Source organism: Paenibacillus sp. FSL H8-0457, assembly GCF_038051935.1.
Taxonomy (GTDB): domain Bacteria; phylum Bacillota; class Bacilli; order Paenibacillales; family Paenibacillaceae; genus Paenibacillus_AQ; species Paenibacillus_AQ lautus_A.
This window is the reverse complement of the sequence record NZ_CP150293.1, coordinates 4,828,286-4,853,509: the sequence shown is the minus strand read 5'-3', so window position 1 is coordinate 4,853,509 and position 25,224 is coordinate 4,828,286. Positions and strand designations below refer to the sequence as shown.

23 protein-coding genes are annotated in these 25,224 nt (G+C 51.1%); 17 read left to right on the top strand and 6 right to left on the bottom strand.

The annotated features are described in order from the left end of the window. Positions 1–194: 194 nt before the first annotated feature. Both smc and ftsY read left to right on the top strand, forming a co-directional pair. Entirely contained in the window at positions 195–3,764 is a 3,570-nt protein-coding gene (smc, locus tag MHI43_RS21520; protein ID WP_015736368.1) for a chromosome segregation protein SMC, read from the top strand. Between the two features lie 27 nt (positions 3,765–3,791). Further along, positions 3,792–4,793 (top strand): signal recognition particle-docking protein FtsY, encoded by a 1,002-nt coding sequence (ftsY, locus tag MHI43_RS21515; RefSeq protein ID WP_015736367.1) that lies wholly within the window; start codon positions 3,792–3,794, stop codon positions 4,791–4,793. Between the two features lie 97 nt (positions 4,794–4,890). On the opposite strand, the gene MHI43_RS21510 is transcribed toward ftsY, so the two are convergent. From MHI43_RS21510 to MHI43_RS21490, 5 genes are all read right to left on the bottom strand, one after another. Then, a complete protein-coding gene (locus MHI43_RS21510) occupies positions 4,891–5,094 on the bottom strand; it encodes a hypothetical protein (RefSeq protein ID WP_015736366.1) in 204 nt (67 codons plus the stop codon). A gap of 63 nt (positions 5,095–5,157) precedes the next feature. After that, positions 5,158–5,484 (bottom strand): hypothetical protein, encoded by a 327-nt coding sequence (locus MHI43_RS21505; protein ID WP_260871388.1) that lies wholly within the window; start codon positions 5,482–5,484, stop codon positions 5,158–5,160. A 13-nt stretch (positions 5,485–5,497) separates the two neighbouring features. Beyond that, a complete protein-coding gene (locus MHI43_RS21500; protein WP_015736364.1) occupies positions 5,498–6,508 on the bottom strand; it encodes a polysaccharide pyruvyl transferase family protein in 1,011 nt (336 codons plus the stop codon). Between the two features lie 24 nt (positions 6,509–6,532). Beyond that, positions 6,533–7,705, bottom strand: a complete 1,173-nt coding sequence (locus tag MHI43_RS21495) for a glycosyltransferase family 2 protein (RefSeq protein ID WP_036663968.1) — start codon at positions 7,703–7,705, stop codon at positions 6,533–6,535. After that, positions 7,702–8,730: a glycosyltransferase gene (locus MHI43_RS21490; RefSeq protein ID WP_015736362.1), complete on the bottom strand. Its 1,029-nt coding sequence runs from the start codon at positions 8,728–8,730 to the stop codon at positions 7,702–7,704. The genes MHI43_RS21495 and MHI43_RS21490 overlap by 4 nt, the downstream gene beginning before the upstream one ends. 457 nt (positions 8,731–9,187) lie before the next feature. Between MHI43_RS21490 and MHI43_RS21485 the strand changes: the two genes are divergently transcribed. From MHI43_RS21485 to ylqF, 12 genes are all read left to right on the top strand, one after another. After that, positions 9,188–9,835 (top strand): hemolysin III family protein, encoded by a 648-nt coding sequence (locus MHI43_RS21485; RefSeq protein ID WP_015736361.1) that lies wholly within the window; start codon positions 9,188–9,190, stop codon positions 9,833–9,835. Positions 9,836–9,972: 137 nt separating this feature from the next. Further along, the gene (locus MHI43_RS21480; protein WP_009594991.1) at positions 9,973–10,329 is read left to right on the top strand and encodes a putative DNA-binding protein; all 357 of its coding nucleotides are present in this window, start codon (positions 9,973–9,975) and stop codon (positions 10,327–10,329) included. Between the two features lie 21 nt (positions 10,330–10,350). Next, complete coding sequence (ffh, locus tag MHI43_RS21475; protein ID WP_015736360.1) at positions 10,351–11,733, top strand: signal recognition particle protein; 1,383 nt, start codon at positions 10,351–10,353, stop codon at positions 11,731–11,733. A gap of 48 nt (positions 11,734–11,781) precedes the next feature. Further along, complete coding sequence (gene rpsP / locus MHI43_RS21470; RefSeq protein WP_006211361.1) at positions 11,782–12,054, top strand: 30S ribosomal protein S16; 273 nt, start codon at positions 11,782–11,784, stop codon at positions 12,052–12,054. Positions 12,055–12,075: 21 nt separating this feature from the next. Then, positions 12,076–12,306, top strand: coding sequence for a KH domain-containing protein (locus MHI43_RS21465; protein ID WP_006211360.1), 231 nt, complete (start codon positions 12,076–12,078; stop codon positions 12,304–12,306). A gap of 112 nt (positions 12,307–12,418) precedes the next feature. Continuing rightward, positions 12,419–12,940, top strand: a complete 522-nt coding sequence (gene rimM / locus MHI43_RS21460) for a ribosome maturation factor RimM (protein WP_036663962.1) — start codon at positions 12,419–12,421, stop codon at positions 12,938–12,940. Positions 12,941–12,943: 3 nt separating this feature from the next. Then, positions 12,944–13,762: a tRNA (guanosine(37)-N1)-methyltransferase TrmD gene (gene trmD / locus MHI43_RS21455; RefSeq protein ID WP_036663959.1), complete on the top strand. Its 819-nt coding sequence runs from the start codon at positions 12,944–12,946 to the stop codon at positions 13,760–13,762. Between the two features lie 164 nt (positions 13,763–13,926). Next, entirely contained in the window at positions 13,927–17,616 is a 3,690-nt protein-coding gene (locus MHI43_RS21450) for a collagen-like repeat preface domain-containing protein (protein WP_341283161.1), read from the top strand. Positions 17,617–17,729: 113 nt separating this feature from the next. Then, entirely contained in the window at positions 17,730–17,873 is a 144-nt protein-coding gene (locus tag MHI43_RS21445) for a hypothetical protein (protein ID WP_162939111.1), read from the top strand. Positions 17,874–18,107: 234 nt separating this feature from the next. Next, on the top strand, positions 18,108–18,452 hold the full coding sequence (gene rplS / locus MHI43_RS21440; RefSeq protein WP_015736355.1) for a 50S ribosomal protein L19: 345 nt from the start codon (positions 18,108–18,110) through the stop codon (positions 18,450–18,452). Positions 18,453–18,554: 102 nt separating this feature from the next. Then, a complete protein-coding gene (gene lepB / locus MHI43_RS21435) occupies positions 18,555–19,169 on the top strand; it encodes a signal peptidase I (RefSeq protein ID WP_036663956.1) in 615 nt (204 codons plus the stop codon). Positions 19,170–19,230: 61 nt separating this feature from the next. Beyond that, positions 19,231–20,097, top strand: coding sequence for a ribosome biogenesis GTPase YlqF (gene ylqF, locus MHI43_RS21430; protein WP_015736353.1), 867 nt, complete (start codon positions 19,231–19,233; stop codon positions 20,095–20,097). A 102-nt stretch (positions 20,098–20,199) separates the two neighbouring features. On the opposite strand, the gene MHI43_RS21425 is transcribed toward ylqF, so the two are convergent. After that, positions 20,200–21,240, bottom strand: a complete 1,041-nt coding sequence (locus tag MHI43_RS21425; RefSeq protein ID WP_015736352.1) for a LacI family DNA-binding transcriptional regulator — start codon at positions 21,238–21,240, stop codon at positions 20,200–20,202. A gap of 508 nt (positions 21,241–21,748) precedes the next feature. Between MHI43_RS21425 and MHI43_RS21420 the strand changes: the two genes are divergently transcribed. The 3 genes from MHI43_RS21420 to MHI43_RS21410 are packed head-to-tail and all read left to right on the top strand — an operon-like array spanning position 21,749 to position 25,223. Further along, positions 21,749–22,672, top strand: a complete 924-nt coding sequence (locus tag MHI43_RS21420) for an ABC transporter permease subunit (protein ID WP_085982522.1) — start codon at positions 21,749–21,751, stop codon at positions 22,670–22,672. Positions 22,673–22,688: 16 nt separating this feature from the next. Next, entirely contained in the window at positions 22,689–23,570 is an 882-nt protein-coding gene (locus tag MHI43_RS21415; RefSeq protein ID WP_036663954.1) for a carbohydrate ABC transporter permease, read from the top strand. Positions 23,571–23,621: 51 nt separating this feature from the next. After that, positions 23,622–25,223: an ABC transporter substrate-binding protein gene (locus tag MHI43_RS21410; protein WP_036663951.1), complete on the top strand. Its 1,602-nt coding sequence runs from the start codon at positions 23,622–23,624 to the stop codon at positions 25,221–25,223. The last annotated feature ends 1 nt before the right edge of the window (position 25,224 follow it).

The following is a 25,224-nucleotide window of genomic DNA, read 5'->3' as shown; positions in this document are numbered from 1 at the left end:
TGATGACAAACAAAGAGCAAAGAGCAGTCAAGCGGATGACCGGACCCGGATAGGATGACTGTTTTTTGCTCTTTTCGTTGTCTGTCTTTTGTTAAAGGGGACAGCTGCTTATAACGTTGATGGGCCTCGTCCAAAGACGGCGGTGAAGCCGATTCTACTTGTGGTACAATAGCAGGAGAGGTGATAGTTCGAATATGTTTTTGAAACGGATCGAGTTAGCAGGATTTAAATCGTTTGCCGACAAGACGGAGATGGAGTTTGTCCGGGGAATCACGGCCGTTGTAGGTCCGAATGGCAGCGGCAAGAGCAATATTTCCGACGGGATCCGCTGGGTGCTTGGCGAGCAAAGCGCTAAATCCCTCCGCGGAGGCAAGATGGAGGACATTATCTTTGCGGGAAGCGATGCGCGTAAAGCGGTCAATTATGGGGAGGTTTCCCTTACGCTGGACAATGAGGACCATGTGCTGCCGCTGGATTTTAACGAGGTGACCGTAACCAGACGGGTGCACCGCAGCGGGGACAGCGAGTATTTCATTAACAGGCAGTCCTGCCGGTTGAAAGATATAACAGAGCTGTTCATGGACACCGGGATCGGCAAAGAAGCCTATTCCATCATTGGACAAGGCCGCATTGAAGAAATTCTGAGTACACGATCAGAAGATCGCCGGGGGATTTTTGAGGAAGCTTCCGGGATCGTTAAATATAAGTCTCGTAAAAAAGAGTCTGTGCGCAAGCTGGATGAAACGGAGCAAAATCTGCTTCGCATCCATGATTTGGTCACCGAGCTGGAGGATCAGATCGGACCACTCAAAGAGCAGTCCGAGAAGGCGATTCGCTACAAGGAGCTCCGGGAGGAGCTGAAGCACAAGGAAATTTCGCTGTATGTGTATCAGATCGAACAGATACATACCTCATGGAGCGAGGCTAATGCCAAGCTTGAACAGCTGAAGGAAGAGCAGCTTGCCTTATCCACCGTAGTATCCGCGCATGATGCCAAGCTGGAGAGTGACCGATCGGCCCTTCGCCAGCTGGAGCAGGAAGTTGAGGATCTGCAAAGTCAGCTGCTTCAATTCAGTGAGCTGTTCGAGAAGAGCGAGGGTTATGGCGAGGTGCTCAAGGAACGCCGCCGCAACCTGGAACGTACGCGCGAGCAGCTGGAAGAAAGCTTGCACTCGGGCGATCATCGTCTGGAAGAGCGAGTAGGCGAGCTCGCGAGAATGAAGAGCAAGCTGCAGGATCTGCAGCAGGAGCTTACCCAGGTTCGGGATCAGCTGTCGGCGGAAGAAGCGAAGCTGGTTGGCGTAACCGGCGGTATCAGCCAGCAGCAGGAAGAGAGCTTGAAGGGGAATTTGCTGGAGCTTATGAACCAAATGGCGCAGGCGCGGAATGAAATCCGGTATGCGGACCAGCAGCAGGAAGCGCTCGACCGGCGGATGAACCGCGCGCAGGAGGAATCCGGCAAATGGGAAGCCCTGAAAGAAGATCTGCTTCGTCGCAAAGATAGCATCGATCGAAGCATTGAACGTTTCGGCAAAGAAATTGCGGACCTTCGCAGCGGTTACATCAGCGAAAGCGAGCGGTATCAATCCCTGCAGAAACTGCAGGAGGAGACGCAGGGAGCCCTTCGGAAATGGGAGCAGAAGCGGGAAGCGCAAATTTCACGGCGCGATACCATGAAAGAGCTTCAGGACGATTTTGACGGATTTATGCTGGGCGTTAAGGAAGTGCTGAAGGCTTCGCGCAAATCCGTGCTCCATGGCGTCCATGGTGCGGTGGCCGAGCTTATTCGCGTGCCGGAAAAGCTCGAGCTTGCGATGGAGACCGCCCTTGGCGCGTCGGTTCAGCATATCGTCATGGAGAACGAATCCGTGTCGAGGCAGGCGATTTCCTTCCTGAAGCAGCGCCAGTTAGGCCGTGCGACATTTCTGCCTTTGGACGTTATTCGTCCAAGGAACGTATCGGCATCCGACCGGCACTTGGCGGAAGGGGAGGCCGGGTTCGTAGGGTTTGGCTCCGAGCTGGTGAAGTATGATTCCAGATACAGCAACATCGTCGGCAGTCTGCTTGGCAATGTCGTTATCGCCGAGACCCTGGAGCAAGCGAATAAGATTGCGGCTAGATTCTCCTATCGATTCCGAGTAGTCACCCTAGAGGGAGACGTCGTCAATGCAGGCGGCTCCATGACAGGTGGCAGTCAGCATAAGAAAACAAACAGCCTGCTGGGGCGCAAACGGCAACTGGAGCAGCTCGATCAGGAAATTTCGGAAACCGAGAAGCAGCTGGAGAAACTCCAGCAGGGCATTGAAGGCGTTCGGAATCAAATGATTGAATCTCAGGATAAGCTGGACGAGCTTCGCAAAGCCGGAGACGACAAACGGATCGAGGAACAGCAGGCTGCGGGCGACCGCAAGCAGCTTGAGCATGAGCTGCGGCACGTCCTCGAGCAAGCCGAGCTGGCAGGCGAAGAGAAGAGCAGTCAAGAGAAGGAAGCCAAGGAAATTCAGCAAAGCCGTGAACGCGCGCAGAAGCTGCTGTCTGAGCTGGAGGAGGAAGAGAAATCGACCCATCTGGCCATCCAAGCTGCAGAGTTTGCCCGGAAAGCCAATGAATCGGCGAAGGAAGAGCTTCAGAGTCAGCTGACGAACCTCAAGGTTCGCGAAGGAAAGCTGGATCAGGAAACCTTCTCGCTGGAGGAGCAGCTCAAGCGCCTTCAGTCGGATGTGGACAACCATGAAAAGGAACAGAAGCAGAACCGCACGATGCTGGCCTCCGTTCAAGCAGACCTAAGTCAGAACGAAAGCGAGAGCGTGAAGCAGATCGAGGATCTGAACCAGTACAAGCTGAAGAAGGAAGAAGCCACGCAGCAGCTTGAATTCAAACGGGCGGCACGCAGCGCGCTAAGCCGGAAGCTGGAGCTGGAAGAGAGCGAAACCAAGGAACAGCGCACCCAGCTGCGGTCCGTGGATGATCAGCTGCGCCAGACCGAGATTGGGGTAAACCGGCTCGATGTCGAGCTTGAAAATATATTGAAGAAGTTAAGCGAGGACTATGAGCTGAGCTACGAGCTTGCCAAGCAGCGGTATCCGATTCCGGAAGACATCACGACCGCTCAGAACGAAGTGCGTGATTTGAAGCGGTCGATCACTTCCCTGGGGGACGTCAATCTTGGGGCCATAGAAGAATACCAGCGCGTCAATGAGAGATACCTCTTCCTGAGCGAGCAGAAGGCGGATCTGGTAGAAGCGAAAACGACGCTCTACCAAGTCATTAAGGAAATGGACGATGAAATGTCCAAGCGCTTCAAGCAGACCTTCGATGCCATCCGGCGCGAGTTCGGCACGGTGTTTACGAAGCTGTTCGGAGGAGGACGAGCCGACTTGATCCTGATCGATCCGGAACGTTTGCTTGAGACGGGGATCGATATCGTCGCCCAGCCTCCAGGCAAGAAGCTGCAGAATCTGCAGCTTCTCTCAGGCGGAGAACGCGCATTAACGGCTATGGCGCTGTTGTTTGCCATTTTGCAGGTGAAGCCGGTTCCGTTCTGCGTGCTTGATGAAGTCGAAGCGGCGCTAGATGAAGCGAACGTGGTACGGTTTGCCCAGTATCTGCGCGAATTCTCTGAACAAACGCAGTTTATTGTGGTCACCCACCGCAAAGGAACGATGGAAGAGGCGGACGTGCTGTACGGCGTCACGATGGAGGAAGGCGGCGTGTCGAAGCTGGTATCCGTCAAGCTTGAGAATGAGGAAGCGGAGATTGCTTAATTTAACATAACGACATGGAGGGTACGTATGAGCTTTTTTAAGAGGTTAAAAGAGAGCATTTCCAGCAAAACGGAAAACGTAACAAAACAGTTCCGCGACGGATTGGAGAAAACCCGGAAGGGGTTTATCGAGAAAGTATCGGACCTGGTGATTCGCCGGAAAAAGATCGATGAGGAGTTCTACGAGGAATTGGAGGAGATTCTGATTGGCGCAGACGTCGGCGTCAATACGGTGATGGATCTGATGGACGATCTTCGTGCCGAGGTGAAAAAACGGCGGATCGAGGACGCTGCCGATTTGCAGCCGGTATTGTCCGAGAAGCTGATGGGACTTCTCCGGGATGACAGCAGCAACGAGCTGCGGGAGAATCCGGACGGTATTACGGTCATCTTGTTCGTGGGCGTTAACGGAGTCGGCAAAACAACAACGATTGGCAAGCTGGCGCATCGTTACAAGCAGGAGGGCAAGAAGGTTTTGCTCGCAGCGGGAGACACCTTCCGGGCCGGTGCGATCGAGCAGCTGGAGGTATGGGGAGAGCGGGTTGGCGTTGAAGTCATTAAACAGCAGCCCGGCTCAGACCCGGCAGCCGTCATGTTTGATGCGGTTCAAGCTGCCAAGCAGCGGCAGGCGGATGTCCTGCTCTGCGATACGGCGGGACGCCTTCAGAACAAAACGAATCTGATGGAAGAGCTGAACAAAATCTTCCGCGTCATTCAACGCGAAATTCCAAGTGCCCCGCACGAGGTGCTGATGGTCCTTGACGCGACGACGGGACAGAATGCGCTGAGCCAGGCGAAGCTGTTCGGCGAGAAGAGTGGCGTGACCGGCCTCGTGTTAACCAAGCTCGATGGTACGGCTAAGGGCGGAATCGTCATCGCGATCCGTCAAGAGCTGAATTTGCCGGTGAAGCTGGTGGGCTTGGGAGAGAAGATGGGTGATCTCCAGACCTTCGATTCGGAGCAGTTTGTGCATGCTCTCTTTGCGGGTTTGATTAAAGAAGAAGAGAATGCTGTAGAACAACAAGACTAGAACATGCATAGTCGAATATGTATAAGATAGGACCGAAAGATATACTTTCGGTCCTTTTTCATGTTCTGTTAGGTCCAAGAGCCATGCATACATATTCTTATGAAGAGACGATTCGAACGAATTCAATCGAGCGAAGCGGGATGATGGCGGTATCGGTTGGCGGGCCATATATGATCGGCGGTACTTTTAAGGTGATGGTTCCCTCGCCCACTTTGTTCAGCGTGCCGATGATGACATCTCCCGACACGGTTACTTCGGTTTCCGAGCCGATAAATCCTTGAAGCCAATCCACGTAGCGCATATCGGTTAACCTCCTTGCCGTAAATGAAAGTTTGGAGCTGATCTTCAGCATCCCTAAGCGGGATTACTGAACGGAAGTAATATTGGCGAATGGAATCAGCACAAGGTCACCGGATGCTTCACGAAGCTGAACGCCGTCTTCGGCGGTGGCCAAAACGATCCCCTCCAAGGTGACAAACGTTGTGCTTACTCTAACCTGTTGACCGGTGCGGACTTCGAAATACTGAGTCAGTTCCGGATTAATGGTTAGCCCCGTGAGCACCTGGCTCTCCAGCGATTCCACCTTAACGGTTAATTGACTGGTTTCCTGGCTTAGAAGCTCGACCTGCCGCGTTAGTTTTTTTACTCGTCCGGCAAGCTTTCTGCAGAACAGGAAGCAACACATACTCATTCTCCTTTCTGTATTACCAACGGTTGTGCTCTTCGATGTGATTCTTTAAATCGAGGAGCGAGGCTGTGCTTTTTTTCTCGGCTGCCCGGATCAGCGGCATCATCTGCTGCACGTGACCAGGGCCGTATTTAAGGAAGCTCTCGGTTCTATCCACCAGCGCATCAAGCGGCTGACGGTAATCCGTAAAGTATTGGCCGAGATGAAAAGAGCTCAGCAGGCTGTGCACTTTGCCCATGGTGCTGAGCGCCAGTACGGGTTTGCCTCCGCGTAAAGCGGCCAGCGAAGGATGAAGCTTGAACGAGATCAGATAGTCCACGGATTGTATGAAACTGTAGGTGAGCTCAATATCCATGAGAAACGGCAGCGTTTCAATGGAAGCGCCGGGTGTTAGCTCCCTTACCTTTTGCTGTAACTGCAGGCATGTGTTGTAATCGGAGTACGGGTTGCCCGGATGATGAATGACCGGGATAAGAACGGCATGATAGCCTTTGGCGATAAGATGTGCCAGCAGTTTGGTCATGTTGTCCATCGGAAATGATTCATAGGAAAACACAACAACGCCAATCGTTGGACGCTTCGAGAATCGTTTTACCGGGATGTCGGGCTGACGGTAGCCGAATACCATATCTGGGGCCGTTTCGACGTTTCGGTGAAAGCCAGCCCGCTTGGCGATGGCCGACGATCGCTCATCCCGGAACACCGCGCGTTTTGCCTGGGAGATCATCTCCCGGTAGGCGGATACCTGCTCCTCAGGCCAGGTGTGTTCCGGATAGGCATCGACGATGCCGACGCCGTAGACCCAGGTAGGCTGTCCTTTGAGCTGCGGAGGGAAGTAATACGAATTGAACGAGTAAGGTGTAATCAAATCGCCACCGCCGATGATAAAGGCATCCGTCTGACGGGGATCCAGTCGGGAATTCCAAGGATAGACGTGGTGTTCGTGGAATACTTGTCGAAGGGTGTGAAGAAACAAATCATCGCCGAAGTTTCCCATTCCATAGTAGCCGGAAGCGGCAATATGCATGACGTATCACCTCCTTTTCAATCGCTAACCCTGCATGGTTTGCTGATACCAGGCTTCGTAGAGGCTGCGGCTTCGTTGGCTGGTGCTGCTGCCATAAACGACGCGATGATACAACAGCGTATCCACACAGATCGGCGAACTTTGTTTAAGAACGCGTGCGGTCACATCGATATCTTCGAAGATGCGTCCGAAACGATCCTCGCGATTCGACCAGCCATCAACGGCGACCAGGGAAGATTTGCGGTACATTCGGGGAACGAGCGGGTGGCCGTGTTCATGCGATCGATTGAAGGACGGAGAGTATATCGAATATAGCTTGCCGGAGTCAACATTCCTTCTCCATAACGGACCGAGCTGCCGGGTTCGTTCCCAGCATCCGTATCTGCCCGTGGCGATCAGCCCGTCCGGATTTTTGTCAAGCGCCTTGGATAGGAGAGCAACCGTTTCGGGTGCCAGCCAATCATCCCCATCCAATTCCAGAATATAGTGACCTTTTGCTTCCGTAAGCAGGCGATTCATCATGATCGCCTTTCCTCGGTTACGCGATTGTGTTATCACCCGTATTCGACCGTCATGAAAAGCGCAGGCTTCCTTCAGACTTTCGTCCTCCGAGCCGTCATCGCCGATTAAGAGCTCCCAGTTTTCGTTCGTTTGCGCCAATACGGAACGAATGCTCCAGCCTAAAGTGTCCTTCATGTTATAAATGCTCATGAGAATGGAGACTTCTGGCTGCTGAGGCGGTTTGGAAGATAAAGCCCCTTCGGGGCCAGCGGCGCTATCTTGCCTCCGTGTTGCAGACAGTATGGGGAGAATATACTCCAGCTCCTTTTGATACGGTGGGTGATGCGCAGCTTTCAGATGTAACGTTAGGCTGGAATCGACTGGCAGGAGATCATAAGGCAGAAATCTGACAGCGGGAAGCTTGTCATTCCAGCGGGCGAGGGCGGCAAGCAGCCAGGCTCTTCTCCAATAGATCGGGGCACCGCTCATACATATACAGACGACATGGTCCGGTATATGAAGCGGCATTGGGACCAGAGCCGACGATCCCCGATGGGTAAACGACAAGCTGCAGCTCCATAAAATCCACTCGCGGTCTGTCCCTGATACTTCCTGAATGACCCGCTCGCGATAAGATGCGGCATCGGTGGACCTATAGCCGAACGGCTGCGTACGGATCGTGGCGTAAGGGATCACTGGGCATTCATGCTTTTGTCCATGATGGCTTGCCGGATGACTTGATCGGCTTTCAATCCGCGTTCAACCCAGCGGTTCTCTCTGGCGTAGGCTATGCGGGCGAGCTTATGCTCTGCTGAATCGGGGCGATCCAGCATGGCTGCCAGCTTGCCCAAGAAATCATCATGGGTCGTCGCTGTGGTGACGTGCGGCTCCATGGCAATGCATTCCGGAAGTGCCGTCGACAGCACACGGACGCCGGAAGCCATATACTCGTATGCTTTGACGGGATTGGTAGCGAGCGTAATCGGATGGTATTGGAAGGGAATCAACGCAACGTCGATATGAGTAAGGTAACGCTTCAGCTCCTGGTGCGGCTTTTCCCCGAGAATATGCACGTTCGGTAGCTTCGAATAATCGCCGGAGCTGCCGTAAGGAGCACCAATGGAAACGAATTGGACGTTCGGAAACCGAAGAGCGGCCTTAGCGAACAGCTCATGGTCCACCCAATATGCCCAGGCTCCGATATAAGCAACAACAGGACCCGGAGGGAGATCGGCGGGTCTTTCGCTGTATGGAATATGAAAAAATGAAGAGTCAGCTCCATTCGGGATCAGGGTGAGCGGTTTATCCGGATAAGCCAAGGACAACCGGGTGTGGATCACCTCTGCGGTACACACGACATGGTCCGCCTCATCAATCATTTTCGGTTCATATTTAGCCCAATGCGGAAATTCGTCACAGCAGTCGTAGATCGTAATATCGGGCTTGAAAAGCGTGGAAATGCGAGTCCGGAGCTTAGACCAGGTGGTCCAGACGACAATGGGATGTTCTTTGCGGAGGGCAGGCAGCTTTTTGTGCAGAAACGTTTTGGTATCGGTGAACAGATACACATTCGGTTCAATTTCTTTGAACTCCTTATCGAGCGGGGCCAGGTTTTCGAAGAAAACCTGATGACCAAGCGAGCCCAATTGCGCCATAAGCTGCTGCGGTCTCTGTTTCATGTACGACCAGTTCATCGTTCTCGGATAAATGATGACAGCCAAGAGGTTCCCTCCTTTCTTTTGTACTCGGGATAATATATGCGTTGCTAGCTTCATAGAATTGGACGAATGCGCCGAATCGCTGAAAAATGGTTGATTTCTACAAGCTTTCCCCTGGCCGGAACGAATCTATCAGCTTCCCATATATTGCTTAAAATATGACGTTTTCAATCCTGTCTTTTCATATAAAACGAGGGAGAGTGGAGGTTCGCGAATTCCAAGAAGGTTCTTGTTGTGTTCGGAGCGCGTTCCTACCGCTAAGAAGCCGATATGGGGGCCCGCTGGATTTTGCATGCAGGCAGAGCTTATAATGAAGTATAAGTCGGGTTCAAAAAGTCAGGTGTTCAGCACCGAAGCTTATGCTTCCGATGTGCGTTTATTCAAAACGCTTCAGTTGGATGAAGGTAGATGATGACTTTTTGAAGAACCTCTATAAGATTTCAAGCGAAAGGATACTGTTATGGCCAATACTTACACTTATCCGCGCAGAGAAGAGATAGCGAACGCAATAACGCATGGCATAGGAGCCGCGTTAAGCGTTGCCGCGCTGGTGCTCCTGATCGTTTTTTCAAGCTTGAAGGGCACGGCCTGGCATGTTGTGAGCTTTACGATCTACGGATCCACGATGCTTCTGCTGTATTTGAGCTCAACGCTCGTTCACGGCTTGAGGGACGGGAAAGCCAAGGATTTCTTTGAGTTTATGGACCACTCTTCCATTTATTTGTTTATCGCGGGGACCTATACGCCGTTCCTGTTGGTCGCCATCCGGGGGCCGCTGGGCTGGAGTCTCTTCGGAATCGTATGGGGCATTGCGCTGTTCGGCGTCGTATTTAAAGCGTTTTTTGTCAAAAAGTTTCTGTTCCTCTCCACGATTTTCTACATTGCGATGGGCTGGCTGATCGTCATTGCCTGGAATCCATTAACGGCGGTAGTCGCGCCTCAAGGCATGAATTTGCTTGTTCTTGGCGGCGTGCTGTACACGCTGGGTACCATTTTCTATGTATGGAGAGGCTTCCCGTACCATCATGCCATCTGGCATTTGTTTGTGCTGGCGGGCTCGATTCTCCACTTTTTTGCGATACTGATTTACCTTCTGCCTATCGGTTGAACCGCTGGGAAGACGGCTATCTGCGCATGATGAAGGATGACAAGGGAAATGGCTTGACATCCTTCTTCGTTTTTTGTATGATAAGGTTCGTTAAGCGAACTGTAAAGTGTTTTTCCTTGACGAGGGGGTGCCCTTAAATGAGTCAGGAGAATCGGCTCGAGAAGACGAACCGGATCAATTTGCTGTTTGATTTCTATGAGCAGCTGCTGACAGAGAAACAGCAGACCTTTTTGAAATATTATTTCCATGACGATTTTTCCCTGGGTGAAATCGCCGGCGAATTTGAGATTAGTCGTCAGGCCGTCTATGAGCATATTAAGCGCGCAGAGCAGGTGCTCGAGTCTTATGAAGAGAAGCTGGGACTCCTGAGCAAGCATGAGGCGCGTGTCCGAGAGCTGGATAAGTTTCGGGAAATGGTGGAGACTAGCGACCTGGACGAACATGATAAGCATGTAATGACCGATATGGTCGAACGATTAAAAGTATGGGATTAAGTATGAACGGAGGTGGCGGATATGGCGTTTGAAGGATTGACCAGCAGACTACAGAATGTGTTCAGCAAGCTTCGTGGTAAAGGCAAGGTGTCCGAAGAAGATGTAACAGCCGCCATGCGTGAAGTTAGACTCGCGCTTCTGGAAGCCGACGTTAACTTCAAAGTGGTTAAGGATTTCGTATCCAAAGTAAAAGAGAAGGCCATCGGCAAGGAAGTGATGGACAGCTTTACGCCCGGCATGGTGATCATCGACATCGTTAACAAAGAGCTGACGGAGTTGATGGGGGGAAGCCAAGCCAAGCTGGCAAAGAGCAATAAGCCGCCGACGGTCATTATGATGGCCGGTTTGCAAGGTGCCGGTAAGACAACGACCTCGGGCAAGCTGGCTAAGCTGCTTCAGAAGCAGAACAGCAAACCGCTGCTCGTGGCAGGCGACATCTATCGCCCCGCTGCGATCAAGCAGCTCGAAGTGCTCGGCAATCAGATCAATGTGCCGGTATTCTCCTTAGGAGACAAGACAAGCCCGGTTGAAATCGCGAAGCAGGGCCTGCAGCATGCCAAAGATAACGGCCACGATTACGTCATTATCGATACCGCCGGCCGGCTGCATGTCGATGAAGAGCTGATGGAAGAATTGAAGCAGATCCACAGCGTGGTGAATCCTGATGAAGTCCTGCTTGTCGTTGATGCGATGACGGGTCAGGATGCGGTGAATGTCGCGGAAAGCTTCAACCAGCAGCTGACGCTCACGGGCGTCGTGCTGACAAAGCTGGACGGTGACACCCGAGGCGGTGCTGCCCTCTCGGTTAAGGCCGTTACCGGATGTCCGATTAAATTTGCGGCGCTCGGGGAGAAGATTGATGCGCTCGAGCCGTTCCATCCGGAACGGATGGCATCGCGGATCCTCGGCATGGGCGATATGCTGTCTCTTATCGAGAAAGCACAATCGAACATTGATGCGGACAAGGCCAAGGAAATGGAACGTAAAATGCGCAATGCCGAATTTACGTTTGAGGATTTCCTGGAGCAGATGGATCAGGTGAAGAAGCTCGGTCCTCTGGATCAGCTGATGGATATGATTCCAGGCATGGGCAAGATGAAGCAAGCCAAGGATCTCAAGGTTGACGAGAAGCAGATGGGACGCATCGAGGCTATCGTCCACTCCATGACAACGGCGGAGAAGCAGCAGCCTGACATTATCAATCACAACCGTCGTAAACGGATTGCGGCCGGGAGCGGAACCTCGCTGGCTGAAGTGAACCGGCTCATCAAGCAGTTTGACGAAATGCGCCGCGTGATGAAACAGTTCTCGGATATGATGGGTCCTAAAGGCGGCAAGAATAAGGCTTTGAAGCAGCTGAAGGGCCTGACCGGCGGAAAAGGCATGAAGTTTCCGTTCCGTTAAGCCCCGGTTATATCGGATGGACATTTTTTGAAGGAGGTGAATTTTCAAATGGCAGTACGTATTCGTCTGAAACGCATGGGTGCTCACAAGGCTCCTTTCTACCGCGTGGTGGTTTCTGATTCCCGTTCCCCACGTGACGGCCGTTTTATCGAGGAAATCGGTTATTACAATCCGGTTGCTCAACCGGCTGAAGTTAAGATCGATGAAGAGAAAGCACTGAACTGGCTTCAAAATGGTGCGCAAGCATCTGACACGGTTCGCAACTTGCTTAGCAAAGCGGGCGTAATGAAGAAGTTTCATGAGCTGAAGCATCAGAAATAAGACTGATCGCGAGGGTTATCTATGGAAGAATTAGTTCGCGTTATTGCTAAGGCTTTAGTGGATCATCCAGAAGATGTGACTGTGAAAACCGTTGAGAAGGAGCACTTGATTGTATATGAACTGTACGTGCATCCTGACGATGTCGGGAAGGTCATAGGCAAACAAGGGCGTATCGCCAAATCATTGCGTACAGTCGTTACATCGGCGGCAGTTAAAATGGATAAACGGGTGACCGTTGATATCATTTCTTAAAATATACGAAAGGGGGTTAGGATGCATGTCCTAGCCCTTTTTCGTACATGCTGAAGAAATCAGCCGGTCATACCAGCTTAGAACGTTCATTAAGTGATGCAGGAGGAAGACCATGTCTGAAAAGTTGTATACCGTAGGCAAAATCGTGAACACGCACGGCATTCGCGGCGAAGTTAAGGTCATGCCGCATACGGATTTTGCCGACCAGCGTTTTGCCGCGAAGAGCAAGCTGTATATCGTTCCCGACAAAGGGAATAAGATTGAAGTAACGGTCGAAACATCCCGCTTTCATAAAAACATGTATGTCCTGAAATTCAAGGAGCTTCATGGGATTAACGAGGCTGAAAAATATAAGGGCTCGCTGCTGAAAATCACCGAGGATCTTCAGGAGGAGCTTCCGGAGAACGAGTACTATTTCCACGAGATTATTGGTTGCAAGGTGATGACGGATGAGGAACCGGCTGAGGAGCTGGGCACGATTTCCGAGATTTTGACGCCAGGCGCCAATGACGTATGGGTTGTCAAAACGCCTAAGGGAAAAGAAATTCTTCTCCCGGCCATACCGGATGTCGTGCTGGATGTCGACAAGGAATCGAAGCTTGTCCGCGTGCATCTTTTGGAAGGGTTGTTATAGTCCATGCGGATTGATGTGTTGACGCTGTTTCCCGAAATGTTTGATGGCGTGTTCCATTCGAGCATTCTGGGTAAAGCGGCCGAGAAAGAAATCGTGAACCTGAATGCCATCAACTTCCGCCAGTATGCCGGGAACAAGCATGGGCAGGTCGACGATACGCCATATGGCGGCGGTGGCGGAATGGTGTTAAAACCGGACCCGATTTTTGCTGCGGTAGAGGACATCCTCGCTTCGGATCCGAATGAGATTTCGAATCATGGGGAGGGAGCTCACCCTGCTGGAGAGATTTCGGCGGAAATCACCGGCGCAGCCAAGCCTCCGCGAGTCATTCTGATGTGCCCTCAAGGAGAGACTTTTACGCAGAAGAAGGCGGAAGAGCTGTCTCAAGAAGAGCATCTGGTGTTTATATGCGGGCATTACGAAGGTTACGATGAACGAATCCGCGAGTTTCTCGTGACGGATGAGTTATCCATCGGAGATTACGTGCTTACCGGCGGAGAGCTGCCGGCCATGGTGGTCATCGATTCCGTCGTCCGATTGCTGCCGGGTGTACTTGGGAATGAAACCTCCGCGGTGACGGATTCATTCAGTACAGGCCTGCTGGAATACCCGCACTATACACGTCCGGCGGAGTTCCGCGGCTGGAAAGTGCCGGATATTTTGCTAAGCGGTCATCATGCGAATATCGATGTATGGCGCCGTGAACAAGCGCTTAAACGGACATGGGAAAGACGCCCTGAATTGTTGGAGGAACTGGAGCTTTCGAAACAGGATATGGTGTATCTTGAGAAATTACGTGCCCAAAGCGGCAAGGCAAAATGAAACGAATAACGGATGACGAAAAGAGAGGGCTTCTCGTAAATGGGCCTTCTCTTTTTTTGTTGCGGCTAACTGTAAGAATTCGAACCTATTGTTCGCCCAGTGAATAGTCTGCAGATATGGGTGTTTGCTGAGTCGTAGAGAAGCAGAACGAGGAGTGAAGCATATTGGATTCCCCACGGAGAGGAAATCGCGGCAAATTGAAGTGCACGCCTTCACGAAAAATAGCGCCCAGGCGAGCGAGGTTAAGAGAGCTTTGGTTGAGTCGCCTGGTTTGGTCGTTTCGCCAATTGAGAGCACTTGTCCGCATATTCATTGAGCAACCGGTACATGAAAACTTCATTCGTCTAAAAAGACAAGTTCGACGGATCCAAAAAATGTTGTTGTCTTCCAATATGTCACTATCTAAAAGCGAAAAGCGATTTATCCGAATGGCCGCTGAACAAGTATTGGTTATTTCTAATATGAACAATAGCAGAGAAATTATAGATCGAATAAACTTTTTTGCAGTACTTATCCTTTCTTATGCCGAGCGCATCGGAATAGGAAGATTGATTAGATCATCCGTTCTTGAAATTAGCAGTTCGCTCAACAGATGGGGTTATGCACAAGAAAGAATGGATTTGATCCCATTACACAACTTGGTCGATAATCTCCCGTTATATATTGCGGACGCAGTGACGAATCCAGGGATGGAATCCGCCAATAGATTAGGAGTTGTTTTTGAAGATATCAATCAACAAGTATCCCGTTTGGGCGCTTCTGCAGCGCAGCGGGAAGCTCTGCAGACAGCGTCCCAGGACGTAATGGCATCACTGGTGGAAGGCGCGTCTCCGATGCAAGTGAATGATCGATTGATGAATTATACCAATATGCTTGGAGAAACGGTTACGACTTTGGATATACCGACAACTGATCGGAATGGCTTGTTGTTTTCTTTGTTATCTGTTTCAAGAATAAGTGCCGAGAGCGTTCAAAGTATGATGATGCAGGATTTCGCTGAAAATGTACAAGATCTAACGGGACCGACGGGTGAAACAGGAGCCGCAGGTGCAACAGGTGCCCAAGGAGTACCGGGTGTTCCTGGGGCTGCGGGGTCAACGGGAGCGACGGGAGCAAGAGGGGCGACGGGTGAAGCAGGTGCAAGAGGAGCGACGGGAGCGGTAGGTGCAAGAGGAGCGGCGGGTGCAGGAGCGACGGGAGCAAGCGGAGCCACGGGTGCAACAGGAGCCACGGGAGCAACAGGAGCAACAGGAGAAAGAGGAGCCATGGGTGCAACCGGAGCAACGGGAGTAACAGGAGCGGCAGGAGCGACAGGTACGGGAGCAACCGGGGTAACCGGAGCAACAGGTGCAACTGGTGCAACAGGGGCAACAGGAACCACTGGAGAGACTGGAGCAACGGGGGCAACAGGAGCAATTGGGGTAACAGGTGCAACGGGAACAACAGGAGAAACGGGAGTAACAGGTGCAACGGGAGCTACAGGCACAACGGGTGCAACGGGAGCAACCGGGGTAACAGGAGCAACCGGATCAACAGGAGCTACAGGTGAAACGGGTGCAACAGGAGCAACAGGGGCAACAGGGGCAACTGGAGATACTGGAGCAACAGGGGTAACAGGAGCTACTGGAGCGGCAGGAGTAACGGGAGCTACAGGAGCAACGGGGGTAACAGGAGCAACAGGAGCAACGGGGGTAACAGGAGCAACAGGAGCAACAGGAGTAACAGGAGCAACGGGTGAAACAGGAGCCACGGGTGCAAGGGGAGCAACCGGAGAGACAGGAGCAACTGGGGTAACTGGAGCGACAGGAGTAACAGGGGCAACAGGAGAAACTGGGGCAACAGGAGTAACAGGGGCAACAGGAGCAACAGGGGCAACAGGGGCAACAGGAGAAACTGGGGCAACAGGAGCAACAGGAGCAACAGGAGTAACAGGAGCTACGGGGACAATCGGAGCAACCGGAGAGACAGGAGCCACAGGAGCGGCAGGAGTAACAGGAGCTACGGGAGCAACTGGGGTAACAGGAGCGACAGGAGTAACAGGAGTAACAGGGGTAACAGGGGTAACAGGGGTAACAGGAGCAACGGGTGAAACAGGAGCCACGGGTGCAAGGGGAGCAACCGGAACAACAGGAGCAACGGGGGCCACAGGAGCAACAGGAGTAACCGGAGAAACAGGGGCAACCGGGGTAACAGGAGCCACCGGAGCCACCGGAGAGACAGGAGCCACAGGAGCGGCAGGAATAACAGGAGCTACGGGGGCAACCGGAGCCACCGGAGAGACAGGAGCCACAGGAGCGGCAGGAGTAACAGGAGCTACGGGAGCAACAGGAGCGACCGGTGAAACAGGAGCCACGGGAGCCACAGGAGAAATTGGTGCAACGGGAGCGACGGGTGCAACAGGAGCAACAGGGGTAACAGGAGCAACTGGGGTAACTGGAGCGACTGGAGTACCAGGGGCAACAGGAGAAACTGGGGCAACAGGAGCAACTGGGGCAACAGGAGCAGCCGGGGTAACAGGAGCAACCGGAACAACAGGAGCAACGGGAGCAACTGGAGTAACTGGGGCAACAGGAGCTACAGGTGAAACAGGTGCAACAGGAGCAACAGGAGTAACCGGAGCGACAGGAGCAACAGGTGTAACTGGGGAAAGAGGAGCAACGGGAGCAACAGGAATAACTGGAGCAACCGGAGCAACCGGAGCAACCGGAGAGACAGGAGCAACTGGGGTAACAGGAGCAACCGGGGTAACTGGTGCAACCGGAGCAACAGGAGCAACGGGAGCAACTGGGGTAACAGGAGCGACAGGAGTAACAGGAGCAACCGGAGAAAGAGGAGCAACGGGGGCCACGGGAGCAACAGGAGTAACTGGTGCAACCGGAGCAACGGGAGCAACAGGAATAACTGGTGCAACAGGAGCAACGGGGGTAACAGGAGCAACAGGAGCAACGGGGGTAACAGGAGCAACCGGAGTAACAGGGGCAACAGGAGCAACGGGAGCAACAGGAGTAACTGGTGCAACCGGAGCAACAGGAGCAACAGGAGAAAGAGGAGCAACGGGGGCCACGGGAGCAACAGGAGTAACAGGAGCAACCGGGGTAACAGGGGCAACCGGAGCCACAGGTGTGACTGGGGAAAGAGGAGCCACGGGAGCAACAGGAGCAACAGGAGCAACCGGAGCAACAGGAGAAAGAGGAGCCACCGGAGCAACGGGAGCAACTGGAGTAACAGGGGCAACCGGGGTAACAGGAGCCACCGGAGCAACAGGAGTAACTGGTGTAACGGGTGCAACAGGAGAAAGAGGAGCGACGGGGGCCACGGGAGCAACTGGAGTAACTGGGGCAATGGGAGTCACAGGAGCAACCGGAGCAACGGGAGCAACGGGAGCCACGGGGGTAACAGGAGCAACCGGTGCAACAGGTCCGGCAGGCCCGACGGGTCCAACCGGGTCTACTACCCTCGTGGGCGGTAGTGTGATCTATGCCAGCAATGGAGTCGTTCAAAATGTGGCTACCAATTCACCGGTTACTTTTTCAACAAGCACACTTCAAGGTGTAACCTTTAACGGTACCACGACGCTGACCATCGTGACAGCTGGCTTCTACTACTTTGACTGGCAGATTTCGCTCGAAACGGGTTCGTCAGCGCCTAATACTTTCGGAGTCGTTGTCAACGGTAATACGACAAACACAGCGAACATGAACTCGAATTCAGCCAACGCCGAGGTATCAGGATCTGCCGTCATCAATTTAAGTGCAGGTAATACCGTTGGGCTCTATAATTTATCGCCGGTCAGTAAATCGATAACGGCACCGCAAACCGCTGCAAGAATTTCTATCTTTAGAATTGGCTCATAGCCCAATATTGTATACTTCAGTGTCAATTTTTTTAATATGGTTGATGCATCGTCTCCTTCGGTGGGTAATATGTATCTGGAGAAACACTTGAGATTACTGGGAGGCATCTTGTCATGACAGAACATCGACAACAACAGGAAGCAAAAATAGAAGAAACAAACCATACTGAAGTTCAATTCCAAACGGTAGACGACATCCTTGAATACTATGGCAAGCGCCACAAAGGCTTGCATGACTCGAAAGAAAGCGTAAATTAAGTTCAGCCTAACCGCTTCCGGCATGATCTTCATGCTGGAAGTGGTTTTTTAAAGACCAGTGAGCGTTGTGCGGGTTTATAGATGAGGGTGTAAAGATAAAATACTTGATTCAGTCAGCAAAATATGTTACTATTTCTTTTGTTGTGAATACGGTGGTCCGCTGCGGATAATGAAGGAAATACATAGAGTTTCCGGAAGATGCAAGAACACCTGTGTGAGAGGAGGGAGTCATAGATGAATATCGTTCAAGCGATTACTCAAGAACAACTTCGTAAAGATATTCCGAGCTTTCGTCCTGGTGATACTTTAAAAGTACACGTTAAGGTTATCGAGGGAACTCGTGAGCGTATCCAGTTGTTTGAAGGTGTAGTAATTAAACGTCGCGGTGGCGGAATCAGTGAGACTTTTACCGTTCGTAAAATTTCTTACGGTGTTGGTGTGGAAAGAACTTTCCCAATCAACTCGCCTAAAATCGATAAAATCGAAGTGGCTCGCCGTGGTAAAGTGCGTCGTGCGAAGCTTTATTATCTTCGTGAACTGCGCGGTAAAGCAGCGAGAATTAAAGAAATTCGTCGTTAATTACAAGGCGGTAAAAGGGGCTTGTGCGTATATACAAGCCCCTTTTGTATATCCAAAAATCGTTATCATGCGAAAGCGATCTACAGGGAAGGACGGTGGATTATGGAGAAAGATCAACACCAGGAGGCCATTGAAACCAACGTGGGGAAACCGGCCAAAAAGGCTAAGAACGAGCTTGTAGAATGGCTGAAGGCTCTTCTCATTGCGCTGGTTCTCGTCGTTCTCATTCGCTGGCTTCTCTTTAAACCGTTTATTGTACAGGGACCATCGATGGAACCTAACTTTGTTTCGAATCAGAAGCTGATCGTCAACGAGATTTTATATGATATCCGCAAACCCGAGCGTGGCGAAGTTATCGTGTTCCATGTTCCTGACGAGGGCAGGGATTTCATTAAACGCGTGATCGCGGTTGCCGGTGATACGGTTAAAGTGGAAGGCGATAAAGTGCTTGTCAACGGGGAACCTGTGAATGAAACCTACATACAGGAAGCAATTGATCAAGCCCATGCTGAAAATCGATTATACAATAACACGGATTTTCCGAACTCGTTTGTTCAGGACGGCGTTGTCCCGGAGGGCCATGTGTTCGTGATGGGGGATAACCGCTCCAACAGTACCGACTCCCGAATGATAGGATATGTTCCTTTGGGGGATATTATCGGTCGAGCAGACTTGATTTTCTGGCCGATTAAAGACATAGGGCTCATCAACCATTAGCCAGCCGCATGGCGCTATAGAAACGATGAAAGTTTGCAGAGCAAAGTAGAGGTGACGACGTTTGACAATACAATGGTTTCCTGGACATATGACCAAAGCGCGCCGTCAAATTCAGGAGAAGCTGAAGCTGATCGATGCCGTTATAGAACTGATCGATGCGAGGCTTCCGCTCTCAAGCCGAAATCCGATGATTGACGAGATTTTGCAGGGCAAGCCGCGGCTCGTTATTATGAATAAAGCCGATTTGGCCGATCCTGAGGTTACAAGGCAATGGCAGGCCTATTTTAAAGAAGCTGGGCTGACGGCTTTTCCCGTCGATGCATCCACGGGGACAGGCGTTAAGGATATTCCGAACCAGATTAAGCTGCTGCTGAAAGAGAAGATCGACAAACAAATCGCCAAGGGCATGAACCCGCGAGCGATGCGCGTGTTGATTGTTGGCATACCGAATGTAGGCAAATCCACGCTGATTAACCGGCTTGCTGGCCGTAACATCGCGGAGACGGGAGACCGTCCGGGCGTCACGAAAGGACAGCAGTGGATCAAGGTTGCCGGCGGTGAGATGGAATTGCTGGATACCCCCGGTATTTTGTGGCCGAAGTTCGAGGATCAGAATGTAGGATACCGCTTAGCGGTAACCGGCGCGATTAAAGAGGAAATATTGAACGTAGAGGATATTGCCTTTTTTGCGATCAAATATTTCGCCAATTATTACTGGGAAACGATGAGCGAGCGCTTTGACCTGAAGGAGCGCCCGACGGATCTGGACAACCCGGATGAAATCGTCGCGGTCATGGAGGCGATTGGAAGAAAACGCGGCTGTATCGTAAGCGGCGGAAGAGTCGATCTGGAAAAAGCCTCGAGCCTATTCCTACGGGAACTTCGCGCAGGGAAGCTTGGACGATATTCTATGGAATCGCCTTATTGATTCGTTAAAGGGAGAATGCACTGCCTCTCCAACCCATTAAATAAAAAGAACCGTTCAGCCGAATACCGGCAGGACGGTTCTTTTTTCTTAACAAGGATAAAACTAGTCTGTTTTTTCGGTAGATGCCCTGAAAATCGGCTTGGTTTGGATATGGGTGACTTGATAGGGCAGCGCCGGTTCTTTCACCCGGGACAACAGCATGTTAGCCGCAGCAATTCCCATTTCATCGCTATAGATATGTACCGTTGATAAATGGGGTTCAACGATGCGCGATTCAGGCGCATTATCGAAGCCGCATACGGCAATGTCGCCGGGGATGGCGATATGGCTATTCTTCAAGGCTTTCATCACATTGACCGCAATAAAATCATTGGCGCATACAAAAGCAGACGGCAACGGTTTCATCTGTTTCAGCCGCTTCTCCATCCAGTCGGACTCGGAGAAAAACTCACGGTCCGGGTTTAGGACACACTGTTCCGGATCCAGCCGGATCCCCATCTCGGTCAAAGCCCGATTAAATCCCACCCAGCGTTCGTTAAAGCTCTTGCAGTGCTGGATGTCCCCGATGAATCCCAAAGACGCGTAGCCCTGCTCGATGAGCCGCTTGGTCATATGGCAGGTGCTGTGTTCATTCTCCATCAGAAGCAAATCCGCCTGTAAGTCCGGGTAGAACATGTCAGCTGCACAATCGATAAATACCGTAGGCAAGCCCAGACTTGTGAGCTCCCTGCTGTATTCCATATCAAATAACTCAATACATATGATGCCATCCACTTTGGAGGATTCAAAATTGTTAGGCAGTGTCCGAGAGCTTCGATCAATGTCCCGGACAATATGAATGGACAGGTTATAGCCTTCCGCGCTGATTCGTTTCTCAAGCCCACTGATTAATCGCGAGCCAAAATGGGAGGTGCTTGGAAGATTCGCCGTCAGAAGAGCGATATTTCCCGGGTTTTTGGTCAGCAGATTGTCCGTCTCCATGAAAGCAAACTGTTTGTATTTCAGTTCAATCGCTTTTCGGATAACCTTGCTGCGCGTCTCGTCCGGAATACTTTCGCTCCCGTTCAAAGCCTTGGATGCCGTATTTCTGGAGATCCCCAGGGCATCGGCAATATCTTGAATTGTGACTTTTTCTTTCGTCATGTATCTGATTTCACCTCAAATGATCAAGTTCATACGAAGGTCCGCTGTTTCTTCCAGTTGCTAATGACCTCTGAATATCTTAAATCAAATGTATAATAGATTAGCCCAAATAGCAACCTTAACTTTACAAATGCACAATTGATTTTACATTTAAATAGCGGAGATTAAGTTGGAATCCACTTCGCTATTCCTTTACATTTGTTAAAACATCATCTAATAACAGTGGAAAGGGTGGATGTCCGTAATTTTACGAAAAGACCGACATGGGTTACCCGTGTTTATGACAAATTGACGAAATAAATGAACAAATTTTATTGTCAATTGCACAAATTTATTTTTACAAATTATATTGACCGGTGTTACATCATTTGATAAATTGTAAAAGCGACATTCAACATAAGTGAAAAATGAAAGCCTTTTCTGTAAGCAATATGTAAACTTCTCTAGAAAGAACGGGGGAACAGGTTTGAGACATTCAGTGGAACCAGCCAATCAGGGGGCAGGGGTAATCAAGGGACGGAGCTCCGCAGGGCGAACGCTCGCTTTCGTCAAGAAAAACTATTTTCTGTACATACTGCTGGCTCCGGCACTTATATTGACCCTTATTTTCAAGTACGTTCCGATGTACGGTGCCGTTATCGCATTTAAGGATTTCAGCCCGATTAAAGGAATCCTCGGGAGCGAGTGGGTCGGGCTCAAGCATTTTGAAAAATTTATCGCCTCGCCAAACTTTGACGTCATTTTTATGAATACGCTTAAATTGAGTTTTTTTGGTCTTATCTTTAGCTTCCCGGTGCCGATCCTGCTTGCGCTCATGTTAAACCAGGTTCGCAAAGCGGCAGTCAAGAAAAATATTCAGCTGTTCCTGTACGCGCCCAATTTCATCTCGGTGGTCGTCATTGTCGGGATGCTGTTTATCTTCTTGTCCCCGACGGGGCCGATCAATCAATTGGTCATTTGGATGACGGGAAGTCCGCTGATGTTTATGTCGCAGCCGGAATACTTCAGGTGGATTTATATTCTATCAGATATATGGCAGGGTGCCGGATGGGCCTCCATTATCTATGTGGCTGCTCTTGCGAATGTGGATCCCGAGCTGCATAACGCGGCCAGCCTGGACGGAGCTAACCTTCTCCAGCGCATCCGACATATCGATCTGCCTACGATTAGACCGATTATGGCGATCGTCTTCATACTGGCGGCAGGGGGCATTATGTCCATAGGCTTTGAAAAGGCTTATCTGATGCAAACCTCGATGAATCTTCCTACTTCGGAGATTATCGCTACCTATGTGTACAAGGTCGGCCTACAGTCAGGCGATTATGCGTACTCCGCAGCCGTTGGTTTATTCAACTCCGTCATCAATGTCATTTTGCTCGTAACGGTGAACTTTATTGTCAGAAAACTCAATGAAGGCGAAGGCCTCTACTAGGAAAGGAGTCATACTCATGGCCGTCAAACATTCACGCTTCGACCGCTTTCTGTTGTCATTAAATGCGATCTTTTTAACGCTTGCCGTATTAGTCGTTGTCGTTCCATTGGTTTACATTGTGGTGGCCTCGTTCATGGATCCCACCGTGCTGCTGAATCAAGGACTATCTTTTAAAATCTCCGATTGGAGCCTGGAAGGATATCAGATGATTCTGTCCAATCCCGCGATGCTCCGCGGATTTGGCAATGCCGTTTTCTATTCGACAGCCTTTGCCCTTCTCACGGTAACGGTATCGGTCTGTGCGGGATACGCACTTTCGGAGAACCGGCTGGCCGGACGCCATTTTTTCATGACGTTGTTCATTATCACCATTTTTTTCGGAGGCGGATTGATTCCTACGTATTTGCTTGTAAGGGAGCTTGGTATGCTCAATACGGTATGGGCCGTAATCATCCCCGGCGCGGTGAATGTGTGGAACATCATATTGTCCCGAACTTTCTTCAAAGGGGTGCCGAATGAATTGAAGGAGGCGGCCAATGTGGATGGGGCTACCGATATGAAAATCTTTGTTCGGATCGTTCTGCCGCTATCCAAGCCCATTATCTTCGTGCTCGCGCTGTATGCCTTCGTAGGCCAGTGGAACGCATTCTTCGATGCCATGATCTATCTGGACGATCCCAAGCTGCACCCGCTGCAGCTCGTTCTAAGATCGATTCTCATACAAAACCAGGCTGCGCCGGGCATGATCAGCGACCAGCTTGCGATGGCGGAGCTGAAACGGCTCTCGGAAATGATTAAATATTCGGCGATCGTGATATCCAGCCTTCCGCTATTGATTATGTATCCATTCTTTCAAAAGTACTTCGAGAAAGGTGTTATGGTAGGCTCTCTCAAATAGGGGGCCGCCTTCAACATAGTTATCCAAATACATGATTCGGAGGTCATTGATATGATTGCGAAGAGATCTAAGAAACATAACCGCAAAAAAGCGGTAGCCCTGACAGCTCTGGCAACCGTGCTGCTCTTGTCCGGGTGCGGCAAGGGCGGGGAAGCCTCAAATGAGTCGCCGGACGGAAAGGTTACTTTGAATGTCCTGACGCAAAGCTCGCCGCTGGCTCCTGCCGACCCTAACGAGAAGCTGATCAACAAGCGCCTGGAAGAGAAAACGGGCATTCACATCAAGTGGAAGAATTATACCAGCGATGTATTTGCGGAAAAACGCAATCTGGCCGTAGCGAGCGGAGATTTGCCTGACGCCATCTTCGATGCGGGGTACGGAGATTACGATCTGCTAAAACTGGCAAAGGACGGGGTCATCATTCCCGTGGAGGATTTAATCGAACAGCATATGCCCAATCTGAAAAAGGTGCTGGAGCAAGCACCGGAATACGTCAACATGATTACGGCGCCGGATGGACATATTTATTCCTTTCCATGGATCGAGGAGTTGGGCTCAGGGAAAGAGCGGATTCAATCGGTGGATAACTTCCCCTGGATTAACGTGGAGTGGCTAGACGCCTTGGGACTGGACATGCCAACTACGACGGAAGAGCTGAAAACCGTATTAAAGGCGTTCAAAACCCAAGATCCGAACGGCAACGGGCAGGCTGACGAAATACCGCTTTCCTTCATTAATAAGCCGGGCGGCGAGGATCTGACATTCCTGTTTGCTTCATTCGGCTTGGGCGAGAACTGGGATCACACCGTCGTTACGGATGACGGCAAGGTGGTGTTCACCGCCGCAGAGGAAGGGTATAAGGAAGCCATAGCATTCATTCACGAATTATATGAAGAGGGCTTAATCGACATCGAAGCATTCCAGCAGGATTGGAATACCTACCTGGCCAAGGGAAAAGACCACCGGTACGGCATGTATTTTACGTGGGATAAAGCCAATATCACGGGCATGAATGATACGTATGACCTGATGCCGCCGCTTGCAGGGCCAACCGGAGAGATCAATGTAACGAGGACGAACGGAATCGGACTGGATCGGGGAAGGTTGGTCATTACCAGCAGCAACAAGAAACTGGAGGAAACGGCCAAATGGATTGATGCCATGTATGAACCGCTCCAATCGGTTCAGAACAACTGGGGAACTTACGGCGACGATACCCAGCAGAATATTTTTGAGCTGGATGAAGCCAAAGGGATGCTGAAGCACCTTCCGCTTGAAGGCACAGCTCCGGTAGAGCTTAGACAAAAAACAAGCATCGCGGGGCCGCTTGCGATCCTGGACGAGTATTATGGAAAATACACCACGATGCCGGATGATGCGGCGTGGAGGCTCAAACTGATGAAGGACGTCATGGTACCGCACATGAAAGCGGAGAATACGTACCCGAAAGTGTTCTTCTCCATCGACGAGTTGGATCGCTTATCCACGATTGAAGCGGATTTGTTCCCTTACCTGGAAAGAATGCGCACCGAATGGTACCAGAATGGAAAAGTAGATCAGGAATGGGACGCTTACCTGAAGGAATTGGATCGACTTGGACTTCAGGAGTGGCTGACGATCAAACAAACGGGATACGACAGAAACATGAAGTAAC

Excerpts from the sequence above, each read along its gene's own strand:
- MHI43_RS21505 (WP_260871388.1), bottom strand. The coding sequence starts at position 5,484 with ATGAGTATGTGTTGCTTCCTGTTCTGCAGAAAGCTTGCCGGACGAGTA.
- MHI43_RS21445 (WP_162939111.1), top strand. The coding sequence starts at position 17,730 with ATGACAGAACATCGACAACAACAGGAAGCAAAAATAGAAGAAACAAAC.
- MHI43_RS21500 (WP_015736364.1), bottom strand. The coding sequence starts at position 6,508 with ATGCATATTGCCGCTTCCGGCTACTATGGAATGGGAAACTTCGGCGAT.
- MHI43_RS21485 (WP_015736361.1), top strand. The coding sequence starts at position 9,188 with ATGGCCAATACTTACACTTATCCGCGCAGAGAAGAGATAGCGAACGCA.
- ffh (WP_015736360.1), top strand. The coding sequence starts at position 10,351 with ATGGCGTTTGAAGGATTGACCAGCAGACTACAGAATGTGTTCAGCAAG.
- MHI43_RS21410 (WP_036663951.1), top strand. The coding sequence starts at position 23,622 with ATGATTGCGAAGAGATCTAAGAAACATAACCGCAAAAAAGCGGTAGCC.
- MHI43_RS21415 (WP_036663954.1), top strand. The coding sequence starts at position 22,689 with ATGGCCGTCAAACATTCACGCTTCGACCGCTTTCTGTTGTCATTAAAT.
- MHI43_RS21425 (WP_015736352.1), bottom strand. The coding sequence starts at position 21,240 with ATGACGAAAGAAAAAGTCACAATTCAAGATATTGCCGATGCCCTGGGG.
- MHI43_RS21465 (WP_006211360.1), top strand. The coding sequence starts at position 12,076 with ATGGAAGAATTAGTTCGCGTTATTGCTAAGGCTTTAGTGGATCATCCA.
- ftsY (WP_015736367.1), top strand. The coding sequence starts at position 3,792 with ATGAGCTTTTTTAAGAGGTTAAAAGAGAGCATTTCCAGCAAAACGGAA.
- MHI43_RS21480 (WP_009594991.1), top strand. The coding sequence starts at position 9,973 with ATGAGTCAGGAGAATCGGCTCGAGAAGACGAACCGGATCAATTTGCTG.
- rimM (WP_036663962.1), top strand. The coding sequence starts at position 12,419 with ATGTCTGAAAAGTTGTATACCGTAGGCAAAATCGTGAACACGCACGGC.
- rpsP (WP_006211361.1), top strand. The coding sequence starts at position 11,782 with ATGGCAGTACGTATTCGTCTGAAACGCATGGGTGCTCACAAGGCTCCT.
- lepB (WP_036663956.1), top strand. The coding sequence starts at position 18,555 with ATGGAGAAAGATCAACACCAGGAGGCCATTGAAACCAACGTGGGGAAA.
- MHI43_RS21510 (WP_015736366.1), bottom strand. The coding sequence starts at position 5,094 with ATGCGCTACGTGGATTGGCTTCAAGGATTTATCGGCTCGGAAACCGAA.
- rplS (WP_015736355.1), top strand. The coding sequence starts at position 18,108 with ATGAATATCGTTCAAGCGATTACTCAAGAACAACTTCGTAAAGATATT.
- smc (WP_015736368.1), top strand. The coding sequence starts at position 195 with ATGTTTTTGAAACGGATCGAGTTAGCAGGATTTAAATCGTTTGCCGAC.
- trmD (WP_036663959.1), top strand. The coding sequence starts at position 12,944 with ATGCGGATTGATGTGTTGACGCTGTTTCCCGAAATGTTTGATGGCGTG.